At 39.1% G+C, this 18,236-nt stretch carries 18 protein-coding genes; 6 read left to right on the forward strand and 12 right to left on the reverse strand.

Features of this window, described 5'->3' with window-relative positions; genetic code table 11:
* Positions 1-73: 73 nt before the first annotated feature.
* Complete coding sequence (metG, locus tag CWC30_RS10335) at positions 74-2,098, forward strand: methionine--tRNA ligase (protein ID WP_138627036.1); 2,025 nt, start codon at positions 74-76, stop codon at positions 2,096-2,098.
* 113 nt (positions 2,099-2,211) lie between these two features.
* Here the strand turns inward: metG and CWC30_RS10340 are convergent, their stop codons facing one another.
* Together CWC30_RS10340 and CWC30_RS18390 are read right to left on the reverse strand one after the other, a co-directional pair.
* Entirely contained in the window at positions 2,212-2,853 is a 642-nt protein-coding gene (locus tag CWC30_RS10340) for a hypothetical protein (RefSeq protein ID WP_249929850.1), read from the reverse strand.
* 224 nt (positions 2,854-3,077) lie between these two features.
* Positions 3,078-3,251 (reverse strand): hypothetical protein, encoded by a 174-nt coding sequence (locus tag CWC30_RS18390; RefSeq protein WP_013465056.1) that lies wholly within the window; start codon positions 3,249-3,251, stop codon positions 3,078-3,080.
* A gap of 135 nt (positions 3,252-3,386) precedes the next feature.
* On the opposite strand from CWC30_RS18390, the gene CWC30_RS10345 reads away from it, so the two are divergent.
* Complete coding sequence (locus CWC30_RS10345; RefSeq protein WP_138627037.1) at positions 3,387-3,929, forward strand: Tll0287-like domain-containing protein; 543 nt, start codon at positions 3,387-3,389, stop codon at positions 3,927-3,929.
* 14 nt (positions 3,930-3,943) lie between these two features.
* Here the strand turns inward: CWC30_RS10345 and CWC30_RS10350 are convergent, their stop codons facing one another.
* From CWC30_RS10350 to CWC30_RS10360, 3 genes are all read right to left on the reverse strand, one after another.
* Positions 3,944-4,465: a DUF2937 family protein gene (locus CWC30_RS10350; protein ID WP_138627038.1), complete on the reverse strand. Its 522-nt coding sequence runs from the start codon at positions 4,463-4,465 to the stop codon at positions 3,944-3,946.
* Positions 4,466-4,556: 91 nt separating this feature from the next.
* On the reverse strand, positions 4,557-5,033 hold the full coding sequence (locus CWC30_RS10355; protein ID WP_138627039.1) for a nucleoside deaminase: 477 nt from the start codon (positions 5,031-5,033) through the stop codon (positions 4,557-4,559).
* A 58-nt stretch (positions 5,034-5,091) separates the two neighbouring features.
* Positions 5,092-5,622: a GlcG/HbpS family heme-binding protein gene (locus CWC30_RS10360; protein ID WP_138627040.1), complete on the reverse strand. Its 531-nt coding sequence runs from the start codon at positions 5,620-5,622 to the stop codon at positions 5,092-5,094.
* A 240-nt stretch (positions 5,623-5,862) separates the two neighbouring features.
* On the opposite strand from CWC30_RS10360, the gene CWC30_RS10365 reads away from it, so the two are divergent.
* Complete coding sequence (locus tag CWC30_RS10365) at positions 5,863-6,363, forward strand: fasciclin domain-containing protein (RefSeq protein WP_138627041.1); 501 nt, start codon at positions 5,863-5,865, stop codon at positions 6,361-6,363.
* Positions 6,364-6,518: 155 nt separating this feature from the next.
* The gene (locus CWC30_RS10370) at positions 6,519-7,232 is read left to right on the forward strand and encodes a flagellar brake domain-containing protein (protein ID WP_013465062.1); all 714 of its coding nucleotides are present in this window, start codon (positions 6,519-6,521) and stop codon (positions 7,230-7,232) included.
* A gap of 73 nt (positions 7,233-7,305) precedes the next feature.
* On the opposite strand, the gene lepB is transcribed toward CWC30_RS10370, so the two are convergent.
* From lepB to aceK, 4 genes are all read right to left on the reverse strand, one after another.
* Positions 7,306-7,956, reverse strand: a complete 651-nt coding sequence (lepB, locus tag CWC30_RS10375) for a signal peptidase I (protein ID WP_138627042.1) — start codon at positions 7,954-7,956, stop codon at positions 7,306-7,308.
* 123 nt (positions 7,957-8,079) lie between these two features.
* The gene (locus CWC30_RS10380; RefSeq protein ID WP_008113615.1) at positions 8,080-8,334 is read right to left on the reverse strand and encodes a DUF2999 family protein; all 255 of its coding nucleotides are present in this window, start codon (positions 8,332-8,334) and stop codon (positions 8,080-8,082) included.
* Between the two features lie 86 nt (positions 8,335-8,420).
* Positions 8,421-9,383 carry a zinc-binding dehydrogenase gene (locus CWC30_RS10385; protein WP_028835153.1) on the reverse strand — a complete coding sequence of 321 codons (963 nt, stop codon included), beginning with the start codon at positions 9,381-9,383 and terminating at the stop codon, positions 8,421-8,423.
* A gap of 395 nt (positions 9,384-9,778) precedes the next feature.
* A complete protein-coding gene (gene aceK / locus CWC30_RS10390) occupies positions 9,779-11,560 on the reverse strand; it encodes a bifunctional isocitrate dehydrogenase kinase/phosphatase (protein ID WP_138627043.1) in 1,782 nt (593 codons plus the stop codon).
* A gap of 117 nt (positions 11,561-11,677) precedes the next feature.
* Between aceK and CWC30_RS10395 the strand changes: the two genes are divergently transcribed.
* Both CWC30_RS10395 and CWC30_RS10400 read left to right on the forward strand, forming a co-directional pair.
* Positions 11,678-12,625: a LysR family transcriptional regulator gene (locus CWC30_RS10395; protein WP_138627044.1), complete on the forward strand. Its 948-nt coding sequence runs from the start codon at positions 11,678-11,680 to the stop codon at positions 12,623-12,625.
* 109 nt (positions 12,626-12,734) lie between these two features.
* Positions 12,735-13,181, forward strand: a complete 447-nt coding sequence (locus CWC30_RS10400) for a hypothetical protein (RefSeq protein ID WP_013465068.1) — start codon at positions 12,735-12,737, stop codon at positions 13,179-13,181.
* Between the two features lie 11 nt (positions 13,182-13,192).
* Here CWC30_RS10400 and icd read toward each other — a convergent pair whose 3' ends face one another.
* The 3 genes from icd to CWC30_RS10415 form a co-directional block, all read right to left on the reverse strand.
* Positions 13,193-14,443, reverse strand: coding sequence for an NADP-dependent isocitrate dehydrogenase (gene icd, locus CWC30_RS10405; protein WP_029610006.1), 1,251 nt, complete (start codon positions 14,441-14,443; stop codon positions 13,193-13,195).
* A gap of 262 nt (positions 14,444-14,705) precedes the next feature.
* Positions 14,706-15,446, reverse strand: coding sequence for a glycosyltransferase family 2 protein (locus CWC30_RS10410; RefSeq protein ID WP_013465070.1), 741 nt, complete (start codon positions 15,444-15,446; stop codon positions 14,706-14,708).
* 97 nt (positions 15,447-15,543) lie between these two features.
* Entirely contained in the window at positions 15,544-18,228 is a 2,685-nt protein-coding gene (locus CWC30_RS10415; protein ID WP_013465071.1) for a 7TM diverse intracellular signaling domain-containing protein, read from the reverse strand.
* Between the last annotated feature and the right edge of the window lie 8 nt (positions 18,229-18,236).

An 18,236-nucleotide genomic window follows, 5' to 3' on the forward strand; every position in this document is an offset into this window, starting at 1 on the left:
TTATCACTTTGCTTATCGATAATGTAATAATTTTCATCTGTTCCTGACTAGGAACGCTTAATTCGGAATGATTATGGCACAGCGAAAGATCCTGATTACTAGCGCATTACCTTATGCCAATGGCCCTACCCATTTAGGGCATTTATTAGAGTATATTCAAACTGATATTTGGTCGCGTTTTCAAAAACTACAAGGCCACGAAGCGTACTATGTGTGCGCCGATGATGCTCATGGCACACCTATTATGCTTAATGCGCAAAAGCAAGGGATCACGCCTGAGGAAATGGTAAAAAACGTTAGCATCGAGCGCCAACGCGACTTTGCTGACTTTAATATCAAATTTGATAATTACCACAGTACCCATAGCCAAGAGAATAAAGAATTTAGTGAGCTTATTTATAACCGCCTTAACGATGCAGGTCATATCAAAAAGCACACTATTTCACAGTTATTCGATCCAGAAAAAGGCATTTTTCTGCCAGATCGCTTTGTTACTGGCACGTGTCCTACATGTAAATCGGAAGATCAGAACGGGGATAGCTGTGATGCCTGTGGCGCAACCTATAGCCCAACCGAGCTAATCAACCCACGCTCTGTTATGTCGGGTGCTGAGCCTATCTTAAAAGATTCTGAGCATTACTTTTTTGATTTACCCGCCTTTGAAGACATGCTTAAAGAGTGGCTACACTCAGGCACAATTCAACAAGAAATGGCCAACAAGTTAGATGAGTGGTTTGCAGATGGTCTCCAACAATGGGACATTAGCCGTGATGCACCTTATTTTGGTTTTGAAATTCCAAACGCACCAGGTAAATACTTTTACGTATGGCTAGATGCGCCTATTGGTTATATGGCGAGCTTTAAAAACTTATGTGATAAACAGGGCATCGACTTTGATGCATTTTGGCAAGAAGGTTCAGACGCTGAGCTTTATCACTTTATTGGTAAAGACATCATCTATTTCCACAGCCTATTTTGGCCTGCTATGTTAGAAGGCGCTCAATTTAGAAAGCCAACTAATGTATTCGCCCATGGTTTTGTTACGGTCAATGGCGCAAAAATGTCTAAATCAAAAGGCACGTTTATTAAAGCGCGTACTTATCTAGATAACCTAGACCCAGAATTTTTACGTTACTACTACGCAGCTAAACTTAATAGTGGCATTACCGATTTAGATTTAAACCTTGAAGATTTTGCACAACGTGTAAACTCAGACTTAGTGGGTAAAGTAGTGAATATTGCCAGTCGTTGTGCTGGTTTTATTACTAAAAAGTTCGACGGTAAGCTGAGCAATACAGTTATGCAACCTCAATTGCTTGCAGAATTCCAGAACGTATCAGCGACAATCACCGAATATTACGAGAACCGTGAATACAGCCGTGCAATTCGTGAAATAATGGCACTTGCTGATAAAGCAAACCAGTTCATTGATAATGCCGCGCCTTGGGTACTTATTAAAGATGAGTCAAAGCAAGAAGAAGCGCATCAGGTTTGTTCACTAGGACTTAACCTATTTCGCGTGTTGATCACTTACTTAAAACCAGTGCTACCAGGCATGGCAAGTAATGTTGAAGCCTTTTTAAATGATGAATTATCTTGGCAGGGTGTGCAAACAGCGTTAGTAAACCACCCTATCAATAAATTTAAGCCGTTAATGCAACGTGTAGAAATGGATAAAGTGAATAAAATGGTTGAAGAATCAAAAGAAAGTTTAGTTGCTGAAAAAGACAAAATCGATCCTAATAGCCCGCTTGCGAAAGAGCCTATTAGCGAGGAGATTGAGTTTGATGACTTTGCAAAGGTAGACCTGCGTGTTGCTAAAATTGCCAAAGCAGAGCACGTAGAAGGCGCTGACAAGCTGCTTAAATTAACCCTTGATTTAGGCGGTGAAACTCGCCAAGTGTTTGCTGGAATTAAATCGGCTTACGCACCAGAAGACATTGAAGGTAAATTAACGGTAATGGTTGCTAACCTCAAACCACGTAAAATGCGTTTTGGAATGTCTGAAGGCATGGTACTTGCGGCAGGCCCTGGTGGTAAAGAAATTTACATTCTTAACCCAGACGACGGCTCTGAGCCGGGTATGCGCGTAATGTAATTATTATCGCTTAAAGCCGCTAATATTTAGCGGCTTTTTTTTCATCTGTTATTTAGCTATTCTAATAAGAATTTTTAACGCCGCTATTCTCTGGTTTGCTCCCTGAAAAATAATTAAGCATTATTGCGATTTGGTATTACTGCAACAACTTTTGCTAAGTGAATCACCAAGCTTTGCGAGCTAATATACACAAACCAGTTTATATAGCGCACTTGAGGGTAAAAGCCTTGCCCCTGATTACCATAAATCCAAAAAGCACCAATAATGGCATCAGCCAATGCAGCAAGGAAAAGCCCTAAGCTCACCCACACTATTGATTTGGGTGCGTTAATCCCACCATAGGCAACAACTAATACCAGACCCATAAGCCCAACAGCCGTTATCACTAAGCTATAAACCCCTGTCATAGCTAAAATAGTATCTCCTGCCCCCTCAAGATACATAGAAGAGAACGACGCACTACTTAGCACCAACACAACAACAAAAAAAAGTGCACTTTTTATAAGCGACACCCGGCGTTTTATATTAAAAGCTAACACACAGGCTATAAATAAAAGGCTGTAACCAGGTGCAAAAAATAAGATTGAATCCACTAAGTAATCATGTTTTATCAAGGTACTATAGCGATAATAGTGTTGGGGTAAATTAAAATTAACCACATCACCCGCGATACACAACATAAAAGCGCCACTGCCTAAAAGAGCAATAAAGCGTAATTGTTGGTCTTTAAAACGTTTAAATACCCAAGCTGACATCGTTACACTATTAAACACAAGTAAGCAGAGCGAACTCAGTGTCAATAGCATTAAAACACGTTTATTTTCAGGCGCAAGTAGCCCTATTAACATCACAGCTAAAGCGCACAGCCAAGCTATAAAAGTAATAATTTGATGCGGATGTTTTATAGATAACGGATTAATTGCACTATCCAGCCTTTAAAATTAATAACGTTAACTTAGCAAGTTTTTATCGCCCAAGGCTATTTTTTGTTTTGCATGTGCTGTATTTCTTTTTGTGTTTTAAGCAGACATTGCGCTAACTGTTCGAGTCGAATTGCTTTAATAGCGGCTAATGGATCTTGTACATTAAGTCCACCAGCATCATGGTTATTTTGTTGGTTTATTATTTTATTCTCATCGTGCTTATTGTGCATATCTTTTCTCTTAGAACTGTTTATCGATTTTAGGCGCGGTACCTTAAGTAAAAAAATGCTTTAACGCTAAACGATTTACTTGAAAAACACCTGGCACCCTGTATATTAGAACCTCCTAATGTTTAGAGGTGTATTATGCGCATTATTTTGCTTTTTTCCAGTTTATTTATTTCATCCGCTGCTTTTGCTAGCAATACCTACGATGCACGACAAACCATCAAAGCATTTTCAAGTGATTTAAAACAGGTACTGGTTAGTACTATGAAACAAAGCGGCCCACTAGCGGCAATAAGTGTATGTAATACAGCTGCACCCGCTATCGCTTCACAACACAGCAATAGTCCTTGGCAAATTAGCCGCAGTGCTTTGAAAACTCGTAACTCAGATAATCAACCCGATGCATGGCTCAAAAATGTTTTATTAAACTTTGAACAACGTAAGCTCAATGGCGAGCCGTTAGCAAGCATAGAATATCAAGAGCAAAGACCCGATGGCTGGTATTTTGTAAAAGCGATTCCCACTCAAAAAGCGTGTTTAGCGTGTCATGGCAGTCAGATTGACCCCACAGTTTATAAAAAAATAGCGACTTTATACCCTAATGATCAGGCAACTGATTTTAAACTGGGTGACATTCGTGGCGCATTTGTTGTTAAAAGGGCCAGTGAAAATCACCAATGATAACTTATTGACGATCAGCTATTAAATTTTACCGCATCGGATGCAATACGCTTTTTACGCCTAACATATAAAGTATGTGGCAGCATAAGTAATTGATTTAATAAAATAGCTAATACCAATGCAAACAACACTGCACTCGTGGTTAAAGGAATACCTAACTTAAAGTTATCAAGTGTACTTTGTAATCTGTCAACGCGCTCAGGGGAGAACATATACAGCATTTTTTGCACTAAATTACCTTGTTCAAAAATAGCCATCCCTTTTTTTAAATCGGCAAATTGCAGTAATGTTTGCTGTTTTTGATTTGCATCGGCTCTAACGCTAGGTTCAGCGTTAGCTAAGTGGCGGTTTATCATCGCTTGCGTGCTAGAAAAGTTATATTGCTTGGCCGTTTGTGCATAGCCGTCGACTTGCCATTTTGTTGCATGGTATAAGCCCGCTAAATGTTGTTGGTAATGATCACTCAGCTGCGGTAGTTGCAATGAAACAATAAAAGCGCAAGCAAATATTAACTTATCGAACAGGTTAACGATCATAATAATCCCTTGTGCTGCGTTTAATAAAAGTGACTACCGTTAACTATAACAGGTAGTCGCTTTAGTCTAAATACCATGCGCTGCTGCGCTGTTAATCTGCTTGGTGAAATTGACGATGTAGGGCGTGAACCTGCTCAACAAGTGCTGGTACGGGCCCATAAACAGCGACATTAGGAGCAACCGCTTCAATAGGTAACGGGTTAACGGGCGACTTAGTCATTTTGAGCTCGCTATGCCAGCTAGTTAATTGCGCAGATGAACTGACATACATAATTCGACCTAAACCTACCCATGCGTGTGCTGCGGCGCACATAGGGCAATGTTCCCCAGAGGTATACACAGTAGCCCCAGCGCGTTGCTCTGGGGTCATATTGTTGGCTGCCCAACGAGCAATTTCAAACTCAGGATGACGAGTATGATCGCCACCGGCAACACGGTTGCGAGCTTCCATACATACATGCCCATTAGCATCAACAAGGACAGAGCCAAACGGTTCATCACCGGCCTCTAACGCTTCTTTAGCTAGCGCTACGGTGCGTTTTAAGTGCGCTAAATCAGTCTCGTTCATAATCTGTAAACTCCTTTACTATCACTTTTGAGGATATTTAGTAACGGGATCTGTTTTTCTACTGCGCTAACCATAACGCTTTGATCCCTGCTTTTGCAACACGTACATCCTCACTGCCATGAGCACCGCCAACTCCCACTGCCCCCACCACAGTATCGTTAATATAAATAGGCACCCCGCCATCCAATATTAAAATGTTTTCATCTAAATAACGAAGGTCTGCTGGAATAGTGCCCTCTTTTATGCCTTTTGCTATAACTGCGGTTTCTCGCTTTTGCGAATTGGCGGTATAGGCTTTTTTATAACTGGCACGAATAGTATGAACACCGGCACGATGATCGCGAAGTACCGCCAGCGTTTGTCCAGATGCATCCACAACGGTTATTGATACAGCTAAATTGTCCTTGAGCGCCGCTGCAGACGCTGCATTGACTATACGCTGTGCCATTTCACCCGTTAATTGTGCCACCATAGCCACATTTTCAAGCTGTTGATTATAAGTATTTATCTGCATTTCAGTTTGTCCAGCAACAGACGCTAATGAAGAAAGTGATGCAATGAGCGCTGTAAAAATAGCCCGTTTTTTCATGGTTTATTTCCTATTGTTAATTAATGTCGTTATATCGCTGAACTGGATATAAAAAATTGAAGATAAACAGACCGTGTTTACTCATAAAAGCTTTCACTAGGAGGGTTAATAGCTGGCTTTGCTTTTTATTAAATACCTTTTTTGGGATAAGGCAATGACTCACCCTTTTTTAAAATGATCGTAAGCTAGCAAGCCTGCGTAATATTTAACCGATATCTAATCAATTTAAAGGAAAGTAACATGTTTAAGAAAATAGCGTCTGTTCTGACTTTTGTGTTAGCAAGTTTAACCCTATCTACAGCAGCTCATGCCGATCACCATGGTATGAAAAAAGATATCGTTGATGTAGCTGCTGCCAATGGATCGTTTTCAACACTCGTTGCTGCCGTCAAAGCAGCAGGCCTTGTTGATACGTTAAAAGGAGATGGTCCTTTTACTGTATTTGCGCCAACTGATGAGGCATTTGCTAAACTACCAGCAGGTACCGTTGAAAACCTTCTTAAGAGCGAAAATAAAGACAAGTTAACTGCAATTCTTACCTACCATGTGGTATCAGGTAAAGTAATGGCTTCAGACGTTGTAAAATTAGACAGTGCAACGACCGTGCAAGGCCAGTCTGTGAATGTAACCACCAATGATGGCTCTGTAATGATCAACAATGCAAACGTAGTAATGGCAGATGTAAAAGCCAGCAACGGCGTGATTCATGTCATTGATACTGTTTTGTTGCCAAAAGAGTAACAATCTAATCTCCACAGCGGAGTAAAATACTAACTCCGCTCACTATTACAAGCACAAAGTATTATTTTCTTTTACTAAATGCCCTCTTTTATACTAGTGATTTTTACACTATATTAAAAGATAATTAAGCGTCTGTTAATATTGAGAAAGTGTTTGTGGAAACAAATAAAAATAATACTACTGTTGAAGATAAACCAACTGAAGATCAAAAGAAGTTTTTCCTCGATTTACTCCCGGGAAAGCTAATTGATATACAATTTAACAATCCCATTCAGGTTCGCTTTAAACTCACTTTAATCGGCTACGACACCGGTAAATATTTAATATTAAAATACCCTGCTCAAGCAGGTAAAAATGATTACAGCGACATTTTAGTTGAAGGTAATGGGGCTATTGTACGGTATATTATTGAAGACGAACGGGGCGAATGTGTTGCTTTTTCAACCAGCATATTAGCGATTTCATTTCGCCCTGAACGATTAATTTATTTAGCTTACCCTAAAAAAATTGAAAGCCGACAATTACGTGAAACTAGCAGGTTGCCTACACACATTCCGGCTAAAATTAGTTTACATAAAGGCGATATTGATGCTGATAATAAAAGCTTATTGCACGGTTTAATTATTGATATTTCTCCGAGTGGTTGTCGCTTTGCTATTCACGTAAGCTCTGGATTTGTTGCACTAAAAAAACGTCAAGTTTTTGTGCATATACTTTCTCCATTAGACAACGAGCCTGTTATTATTACGTCTTACATTAGGAATAACCAAATGAAAGGCAACCGCCTTAGCGTTGGTATAGAGTTTGATGCTTCAGAGCAAGTTAAGCTTAACAAGCTGTTAGAAGCTTACTCGATTGATATTGATTAATGCCTTAAATAATCCTACCTGCAAAAACAGCAATGGCTAACCAATCTTGCTTAGCCATTGTAATAGTTGTTTTTTATTCTAAACGCTTCAAAAACCGGTCACTTCTTGGCAAGTAGTAATCATCATAATCAAGCGAGACAATCACTCGCTTTGCCCGACCAAGCAACTCATCACGTGGAACTAATCCAATGACCCGCGAATCCGCACTGTTATCGCGGTTATCACCCATAACAAGATAATGATCTGCTGCTATTGGTGTTGCCGGAAACTCTACTAAGCTTGCTACCGATTTGGTAAGCCGTATGGTATGAGCATGCCCCTTTAAGTGCTCAGTTTTATCTAGCCACCGAATACTCTCGTTTAAAGTGCTATAACTTACTTTCTCGCCATTAATGGTCAATTCGTTATTTTGCAACGAAACTATATCACCTGGTGTGCCAATAACGCGTTTTATTAAACGGTTCTCCGCCACTTTAGAATCAAATACAATAATATCGCCGGTTTGTGGTTCTGCCAGTCTTAACAGGGATACATGCGTAAATGGTATACGTAAATCATACGCCATTTTATCGGTAAGGATTCGGTCGCCTTCTTCAATAGTCGGTTTCATTGAACCTGTTGGTACTTCGTACCAATCGGCGACGGCACTACGAAACACACTCATTAAAATAATAAAAACGATTAAAGAACAGTTATTTTTCCAAAATTTATAAAGTCGCTTCATGTTTTGTCTCTGCTATAGGTTAAGTATTTATTTGACTGTATAAATGCAGAGCCGTTCAAATGAGTGTGTAACAAAACATGTTTAGAGATAGAGACATGCATAAAACATGTCTCTAAAGATAGTTTACTGCTGGTTTAACTTGTCTTTCGCTTCTTGTACTTTTGCAAAATCTAAACCTAACTCATCCGTTGCTTCTTTAATTAAATGAGGTTGGGTCATTACTACCGCCATCAATTGCTGAAGTTTTTCAGGTGGTATGCCCAGCTCTTGTACTAATGCCATAGCCATCATTGGGTTTTGGGTAAATGCTTCAAATAATGCCGCTACTTTTTCATCGCTGACATTGTGCTCTTTTAATATTGCAATAATTGGATTCATTATTAACCTTAAAATCGAAATAGTTTTTTAAAGTATATGGCCTCATACAGGGATTAACAATATTAATCCCTGTGGCATTACTTGTTTCACTCTACCAACAATACAACTTTACCTGAGTTTTCATTACCCTCTAAGATGGCATGTGCCTCACTAGCTTGTTGCCATGGCATGGTTTTATAAATATTAAAGTCATACTTTTGATTGGCAATATCATCATAAAAGCGCGCTACAAATGCATCTCTTAACGCGCGCTTAAACGCGATACTGCGATTACGTAATGTCGAGGCATGAAACGAAATGCGCTTTTGTAATAAGCGTGCAAAATCGACTTCGGCAAAGCGACTATCTAAAAATGCGAGCATCACAATCTGACAATCCATTGCGGCCACTTTGGCATTTTTATTCAAATAGCGGCCAGAAACCGGATCGACTATGGCGTTTGCACTTAAGTTATGTGCCTTCATATATTCAACAAAATCAGTGGTTTTATAATTAATCACATGGTCAGCACCCAAGCTTTTAGCGTGTTCACATTTTTCATCAGACCCTGCTGTTATTACCACCTGTGCACCGGCACTTTTTGCCATTTGAATAGCCGCTCCGCCCACGCCACTGGCACCGGCATGAATAAGCGCCGTTTGCCCTGATTGTAGTTTTCCTAACTCAAAGAGTGCGCCAAAGGCAGTTAAATACACTTCACTAATAGCAGCACCTTGTGCCATAGAAATATTATCTGGCAATTCCATTAATTGCTGCGCATCTACCGCGACATATTCACTGTACGCACCACCGGCACATAGAGTAAAAATACGCTTATCTTGCCATTTAGGGTCTACCTCACTGCCAAGCTCACACACGGTACCTGCACATTCGAGTCCTAGAATAGGGCTATCCCCTTCAGGAGCAGGATACTTACCTTGGCGCTGCATACAATCGGCGCGGTTAACGCCAATCGCTGCTACTTTTACCAATACTTCATTACTGCTAATCTGCGGCTTATCGGTTTGTTCAAACGTTAATTGCTGATCTTGATGTGAAATGTACTGCATAAATCTCCTCGTATTTTATTCTATTTGATTTTCGCCATACTTCGGCTTCAACTAACTCGTTATTTTCTGTGTAATATATTTAAAGTGTGTAGTGGTTAGTAATTTTATTGATGTAACCTCGGGGTTTTAGCACTGGCAAACACAAAACCTGACAAAAAAGCGAAGCCAACTAATTTAAACTCATAATACTCCTTTTGGAGTTAACAGCGCCTTAAGCACAAAAATTCAGTGCTGATTTAATCAGTTTATTGGCCTTTGTGGACTAACCTTTGTTCAATTTAGACCGAACTCGTTGGGCAGTACATGTTCTGCATTTATGCTGCGTTAGCAGCAATTGCAGGGGAAGCCTTGCCTAAAAACACAACTTCGAATTTAACTATGAAAGATAAACAAAACTATAAATTATTAAAGCGCCAGCTTTGTTTATAAGGATATACATCAGGAAGCTGACCTTGCTCAATACCTTGCTGGGTCATTTGCCAGTACTTTGCCGTAAATAAATCGCTATGATAATGATTAAAATGGCTAAAGGCACTGCTACTGGCACTAAAAAAAACCTTAAATTGACTAGGAAATATATCATTTTGGTCTATATCAAAATAAGAATGTGAGCTTATTTCCTCTAACGCGTTGTCAGTATTTGGCACTTCTCTAAAATTACAATCAGTAAGAGGGCAAATTTCATCGTAATCATAAAATACCACTCGCCCCCAACGTGTCACGCCAAAGTTTTTCATTAGCATGTCACCGGCAAAAATATTTGCACTGGCAAGCTCTTTAATCGCTTTACCATAATCAACCATCACCTGCTGCAGTGATTTACTGGTACATTGACCGATATATAAATTAAGCGGTGTCATTTTTCGCTCAACATAGACATGTTTGAGTATTAACGCTTTGCCCGAAATAATTAAGCTATCACCAATGTGTTTTTTCATTTGTGTAAGCAATTCATCACTAAAACGACTTAAATCAAAGGCTAGGTATCTAAATTCATGAGTATCAACTAATCGCCCTACTCTATCAGCCTGTTTTACAAAGTTATATTTATCTTTTACCTGCTGTTTTGTCGCTGTTTTTGGTGCACTAAATTTATCTTTTATTACTTTGTACACATAGTCTAGGCCATCAATTGTAAAAACAAGCATCACCATACCTGGTGTACCTGGCGCTAAATGATATTTATATTGCTCGGGGCTACTTTTAGTCGTATCCACCTTATAGCGATAAAATTCTGTTTTCGCATGTTTAATAAAACCTATCGCATTAAACAATTCAAACCGTTGTTTGTGAGGCATTAACACACTTAAGTAATCTACATACCGTGCAGGTTGGTCGGTATCTACCATAAAGTACGTGCGCGCAAAGCCAAATAACAAGCTCAGCTGATCAGCGCCCATCATTACAGCATCAATTGTAAGCCCGTCTGGGGTATTTAAAATGGCAATTGCAAAGGGCATATTGTCGCCATTTTTAGCAATACATCGTCCTATTACATAACACGCTTTATTTCGGTAAAAGTGTGAGTTAGCGTACTCAATATAGCCGTCATTTAAACTTATTAGCTCATACACTTGTCTGCATTGTTGCTGCGCCCCTTGGGTTAACGTTGCTTGTAGTTTAGCTAAGTCCTCGTTTAAATTTTTAAATGGCACTCTAAACACTTGTTCATTGACTAAAGTTTTAACTGCGCTATCAAAGCCTTCTTTTAAGGAAATACGACTCACAAGCCCTTCATAAGAACGTGGTTGCCCCCGGTACTTTGCTTTTAAGACAAATAAATGCACCGTACGAATTTTTTTATCATCCCAAATAGCGCCAAAAGTAGAATTAAAAAACGTATGTGCAATTGGCTGGTTTTCATGCTCTTTAACCATTTCGCCATAAATATTTTTTGCACGTTGCCATGTTTGTGGACAGTTTAGTTCATCATAGGCAATCACTTTAACGGCCTCACTCACCTGCTTTACTTGACGCTCATACACTTGCAAGCGCGCTCGCATTGCCGCTTGCACCTCATGATATTGGCGTTGTTCAAAGCGACTTTGCGCCCCTAAGGTAATATTTAAAAACTGTGCAAACATAGCTTCAAAGCCAGCAAATACAGCGCGTGCTAACTTAGTGGCTATGAGTTCTTGTATAGGATTGTGGGTAGACGTTAACGACGTGCTAGGCATAGTATAGGCGCTTCTATTTTTAGCAATTATGCTGATTATTTTTTATTAGAGGTTTACACCTTAGCAAGCACGCTTTAATTTAGATAATTAATACAGCAAATAAATAAAATTGATCATATGAATATAAGAAATGTCGATCTCAACCTACTCGTCTATTTAAATGTATTAATAGATGAAAAAAGTGTGTCTAAAGCGGCCAATAAACTCGCATTAACACAACCGGCTATGAGCAATGCGTTAAAACGCCTAAGAGATTTATTTGACGATCCTTTGCTGGTACGAGCTGCGGGCTCCATGACCCCAACAGCTAAAGCCCTTGCCCTTAAGCCCGAAATTGAATCGCTGTTAAAAATGGCAGAAGAGATCACGCAGCCCAGTGAGCAGTTTAATCCGGCTACTGCCCACGTGACGTTTCGTATTATGGCAAACGATTATTTAGAATCGACGCTAATTGCTCCCTTTATTTGCGAGCAGCTAGCTAAAAATCCGGGCATTGACTTCGATGTACTTAGCCCCAGCGACGTTAACCTACAGGATATGGAAAAAGGCACTATCGATTTGGCAATAAACCGTTTTAACGGTCTGCCGCGCTCTTTTCATCAAGCTACTGTATGGCGAGATAACTATTGTTGTTTAACCCATCCACATAATCCATTTTTAAACGATGCAAACTTAGACCAATACTTAAAAAGTGAACATATTTGGGTTAATCGAGCCGGCTGGGGCCCCGAACCCGCTGTGACCAATAAATCAGGTAAACAAAAATTAGGCTGGGTCGATGAAGCATTATGGCAATTAGAACAAACACGTAAAATACGCGTATTTACTCGTCATTACATGATTGCCAGTTTACTGTGTCAATCTGAGCAACTCATTGCAACCCTTCCGCGTCGTCAAGCAAAGCTTTTAACTAGCCATACTAATTTAGTGATTAGCCCTGTGCCATTTCAAATCGTCCCCATAGAAGTAAAAATGATATGGAGCCCGTTATTACACCATACACCAGCGCACCAATGGCTTAGACGCGAGTTGTTGGCGTTTGCAAATACAGTGATTGATAGGTAAAGAATTAAAATATTGATCAAATCAATATCAGTTATTGAAAACAACAATTTCATTAATATTACACTTAGCGCTACAGTGAAGTTAAGCCAACAAACTAAGAGTAATAATTATGCAAACATCAGCAAGCTTCACACAACAAGACGGATTATTCATTGATGCAAATTTACATCAATTCATTGAACAACAATTGTGTCGTAAAACAACACTTCAAACGCAACACGTTTACCAAGCGTTAGCCACGCTAGTTGATGAGTTTGGGTGTGCATGTCGTAAAACAAAACACCAAGAAAACGACATTCTCGACGTGAATACTTTATTAAATGCATATCAACGTAAAAGTCATCCACATTGTCATGTAGATGCACAAACAACCGCAGCCGTTCTAGATGAATACTGTTGCCAAGTGCCTGCAATTATTGTGGTTGCTTTAATGGATACGCTTAGTGGCACACTCTGTGATGAGCCAAGCGCCCATAAACTTTACCACAGAGCTGCAGAGCTGACAGAGCGTCCATGCGTTCATCGCGAGCAAACAGCTAACGCCTCTGCAGCGTAAAATGCTGCCCTTTAAAAGTGCTCGATAACCTTGTTGGCAAATTGTTTGCAACTTAAGGTTGTCGAGTTATGATTTGATTGAGCTAAATCAAATGTAACCTGTCCACTGGCAAATGTGCTTTCAAGCGCGTTTTCAATTAAACAAGCAGCCTCACTCCATCCCATAAACTTAAGCATTAACACCGCACTCAATAAGCTACTGCTCGGATTTGCCTTATCTTGTCCTGCTATGCGCTCAAATGTACCATGTGTGGGTTCAAAAAACGCAACTTCGGTATTTAAGTTTGCCGCCGGCATAATCCCTACTCCACCGACTTGTGCACTGAGCATATCGGCTAAAAAGTCTCCGTTTTGATTAGTGGTGGCCACCACATCAAATTGAGCAGGATCCATTAAACACTGCTGAAGCATATTATCGGCAATCACTTCTTTAATAACCAGCGGCGGTAAATCAGCACGTTGTATTTCAAGCCAGCGCCCGTTTTGATGCTCAATGGCAGCATATTCACGTTTGGCCAGCGCAAATCCCCAGCGCTTAAATGCGCCATCGGTAAACTTAAGTACATTGCCTTTGTGAACTAAAGTGAGTGATTCACTATTATTTTTTAGGGCATAATTAATTGCATAGCGTATTAATCGCTCTGATCCCTCTTTAGAGATATTTTTAATACCTAAACCACACTCTTGGGTAAAACGAAGCCGAGTTACGCCCATTTCTTCACATAAAAAATCGAGCATTTTTTCACTTTCAACACTGCCCGCTTGCCACTCAATTCCTGAGTACACATCTTCACTGCTATCACGCAGCACGGTAATATGCGTGGTAAATGGGTTTTTTAATGGTGACGGTAATGCACTAAATCCTTTAATGGTTCGCATATTTACATACAAATCCATTTCATGGCGAAGCGCGACATTTAGCGAGCGAAATCCGCCTCCAAGCGGTGTTGTTAAAGGGCCTTTAATCGCGATTTTACAATCTCGTACTGCATTAATCGTTTCTTGAGGGAACCAATCACCGTCATAAAGTTTGGCAGCTTGCTCACCATTATAAACTTGCATCCAATGAATTTTGCGTCTTGGGCCATAACTATGCTCTATGGCGGCATCCACTACTTTTCGCATCACTGGCATCACATCGAGGCCGACGCCATCACCATCAATATAAGCAATAATAGGGTGTTCGGGTATATGCCACTGTCCTTGTTCATCAATAAGTATATGTTCACCATTTTCTGGCACAGTAATATGTTGATATTGCATTGTTAACACCTAAAAAACATCCTCTTTCCATTAAAGCATGTTCGTTAATAGGTGTCTGTAATTGCATTTTTATAATTGATATCACCGCAGCGAATAACTGCACGGTATTCACTATTAGTAAAAATGAGGGAACGGTTTTTTAATAAAGGTGGCATCAGGCATTTTATTTAACGCCCGACCAAATAGAACATTACTGAGTAGAGCATAACTGCAGATTAATTTTAACCACCGGATGATTATAAAATTAACCTGCTAAGTGAGATTATTTATAATAGGCAAATAAGTATTTATTAAAGCTATATTGACTTTGTATGACCGCAATAACAAATCCTGCCTTACCATCTAAAAAGCCACGTCTTAAAAAATAATGGCGGATAAAAGCAAAAAAAGCGGAACTACTTGCCTTCAAGAGTGATGGTTTTTTACCCTTTTTTTCCATTTGCTCTGCACCTATGTGCGCATAATGGTTTCTTTTATTCATATAGCCAAAAATATCTTCATGCTGAAAATGTAATATATTTTCTTTCAGCTCAATTGGTTTACAATCAAGCATTACAACAGACTCATGCACTAAGTTTTGGTTATAACCTGTTATTTTTTTATTGTAAATACGCGCAATACGATCAGGATACCAGCCGCTGTGTCGAATAAATTGGCCACAAAAATACGTTAAACGGTTAAGCTTTAAAATATTTTTCTCATTGCATTTTGCCAATGTCGTTATTATTTCTTCCTTTAAACGCTCACTGACAACTTCATCACAGTCAATTGCAAAAATCCAATCGTTAGTTGCTAATGCTTCTGCTCTACGTCTTTGCTCACCAAACCCTTGCCAGTCATCACGCACAAATACTTTATCTGTGTATTTATTTGCAATAGCACGTGTTTCATCAGTGCTGCCTGAATCAAGTACAATAATTTCATCTGCCCACTTTACTGACTCTAAACAACGCTCAATTTTATCCTTTTCATTTTTACATATAATACAAACAGATAGCTTCACAAAATTTCCTTTTTAATAACACTGTATTTTAAAAATTATCTTACTATTATAAACAGATCATAACAACACAGGAAACAAGGCTTTAAAAAGTATGGTTTTAAGCTTCTAAAATAACGTCAATTGTATTGAGTAAAGCCTCTACTTGATGTCTATCAAGCACGGCGTTAGCGGATTTTAATCGTTTTTCAAACTCAACAGCTTGTTGATACAGTGCTTGGCATTCAAACATCCCTGCCGTTCCCTTAATCATATGTACGCTGCGTGCAAAACCGGTTATATCACCCTGCTTAAATTGCGACTGTAATGTGTGTTTTTGTTTTTTTAATCCTTTAATGTATTCTTGCTTGAGCAGTGCAAACTCATCATCAGGCAGCTTAATATTTTCGCATATATCAATATCAAGATAACTTGCGATTTTACTACTAAAACACCGTCTATCGATGGGTTTGGCAATATGATCGGTAAAACCTTGTTTTAAATAACGATCGACTTCATGCTTCATCGTGTTCGCAGTAAGCGCCACAATCGGTGTTGTTACACCCGTGGCTTGCATAATATTAATTGCTTGTTCACCATCCATAATTGGCATTTGAATATCTAATAAAATTAAATCAAATTGTTCATCAAGTGTCGCTTGTGCAGCATCTCGGCCATTTTCTACTGCCACCACAGTTAAACCCATTCGCTCTAAAATCCGCTTAATCAGCTGTCGGTTTTCTGGGTGATCTTCAGCCACGAGTACCCTACCAATCAAATTTCGCTGGTTACTATTTAAAGGGAGCTCTTTGTTTTGTGACTTACAGATATCGTCAAATGCGTAAACCCATTTTGTATGTTCCGTTGTATGCAGTGCCATAGTAAAACAAAACTCACTGCCGCTACCGAGTACAGAATAAACCGTAATATCCCCATCTAGTTTAGTTGCTAAGCTTTTTGATATGTTTAATCCAAGTCCAGTGCCACCGTATTTACGAGAAATCGACGAGTCAGCTTGATGAAAGGGAGTAAATAGATCTTTTTGCTCACTGTCGGTCATACCAATTCCCGTATCTTTCACTTTAATAATTAGTTGTTTTTTATTACAGCTAACCGTTAGCTTTATATAACCTTGGCTGGTAAATTTAAGCGCATTGGTTGCTAAATTTAATAATATTTGTCGCAATCGAGTTGGATCTGAGACTATCCAATCAGGTAGCGGAAATTGATAATCAACTTTAAATTTTAAGCCTTTATCACGAATTTGTTTTCCTAATAACGATTCGATTTCAGCAATAGTGGCAAACAAGTCCGTTTCAACTAGCTCTATCTCTAGACGATTAGCCTCAATTTTTGACATATCCAAAATGTCATTAATTAAGCCAAGAACATGACGACTATTTTGCAAAATCACCCGAATGCCATGGTTTCTCTCATGAGGCTGTATATCACCTAAAATAATACCATCAGCATAACCAATGATTGATGTCATTGGGGTGCGAATTTCGTGGCTCATATTGGCTAAAAATCGACTTTTAGCTTCACTTGCATCACGAAGTTCTTCAGCTAATTGTTGTAACTCTTGAGTACGCAACTGTACTTTGTGTTCTAAATTTTTAGTCAATTCAACATTCTCATGGTGTAAAATGCTAAATTTATTTGCCACGGCAAAAGCAAGTAGCACTGCATCGAGTGCGGTACCAATGAGCCCAAGTAAATAGAGATCTATCTTTATAGGTTCAATTAGCCCTAAATTAGTTAAATTGCCGACCATATTAGGAATGGCCATCGCCAAATACGCTAAAACAAAATAGCGAGCGGGCTTAAAGCCACTTAACCAACTTCGTATACCAACAATCATACCCAGGCACAAAGTAGCCCCCGTTACTAAAGTAGCCCATATAAAGCCAAAACCTGGCCAAATGATTGCAAATGGAGTACCTGCGGTAGCAATAATGCCCAAGTAAATTGAAAACCGTGATAATTGAGGAGACGTTTCCTTTAATTTAAGTAAGCTGTTAAAAAATAGGATATTTGTGATGGGAATTAAGGTAAAACCTAGCCAATGAAAATGGGCGTTGTAAAAACCAAAAATTTGATCTGGTATATGAAAAAACTGACTCCAAGCTAATACCCAGCACGCGGTAAACAGGGCGTAATGCAAATGGGTTTTATCTCTATCACCCAAGTAAATAAGAAAATTGTATAAACCTAATGCAATACCAACCCCAAAGCACAGCAGCATAATCATGTTATATGATGTTTTTTTCACAAAAAAATCATCATAAGGTGAAAGCACTAATTTAGGTGGGGTGTAAAAGTATTCACTTTGAAATTTTGCAATTAACATATAGGGACGATTAGGCGTCAGCTCAATTCTATTACCATAATGAAATGCAAACTCATTAGGGTAAATGCCACCCGTTGTATAACGATTTATTGGCTCATCAAAATTCGACATATCATAAATACGCGTCTCAATTTTTGAAAGCAGCGTGTTATAGGGATATAACACAAGTTCATTTAAATCAGTTTTGTTTTCCAGCTTAATCACAAACCAAAAACTACCACCAAAAAACGATGTTCTCGATTGTGGTTGCTTTTTTTCAAGCCACGTTTCTATATCGCTATGGTCTCGGGGAAAAGCGCCATCAGTGACTTGAAATACACTGCCTTGATTAAGCAAATCAGTATCTTGTTGTTTCAAAGTATAAGCAAAAGGCTCAAGTGCATTTGCCACTGCTAAATTGCTAAAGCATATAAATACACAATATATAAATAGCTTTAGAGCTGCCTTTATTGGCATACTTTGCA

The organism is Pseudoalteromonas sp. S4741, from assembly GCF_005886135.1.
Classification (GTDB): domain Bacteria; phylum Pseudomonadota; class Gammaproteobacteria; order Enterobacterales; family Alteromonadaceae; genus Pseudoalteromonas; species Pseudoalteromonas tetraodonis.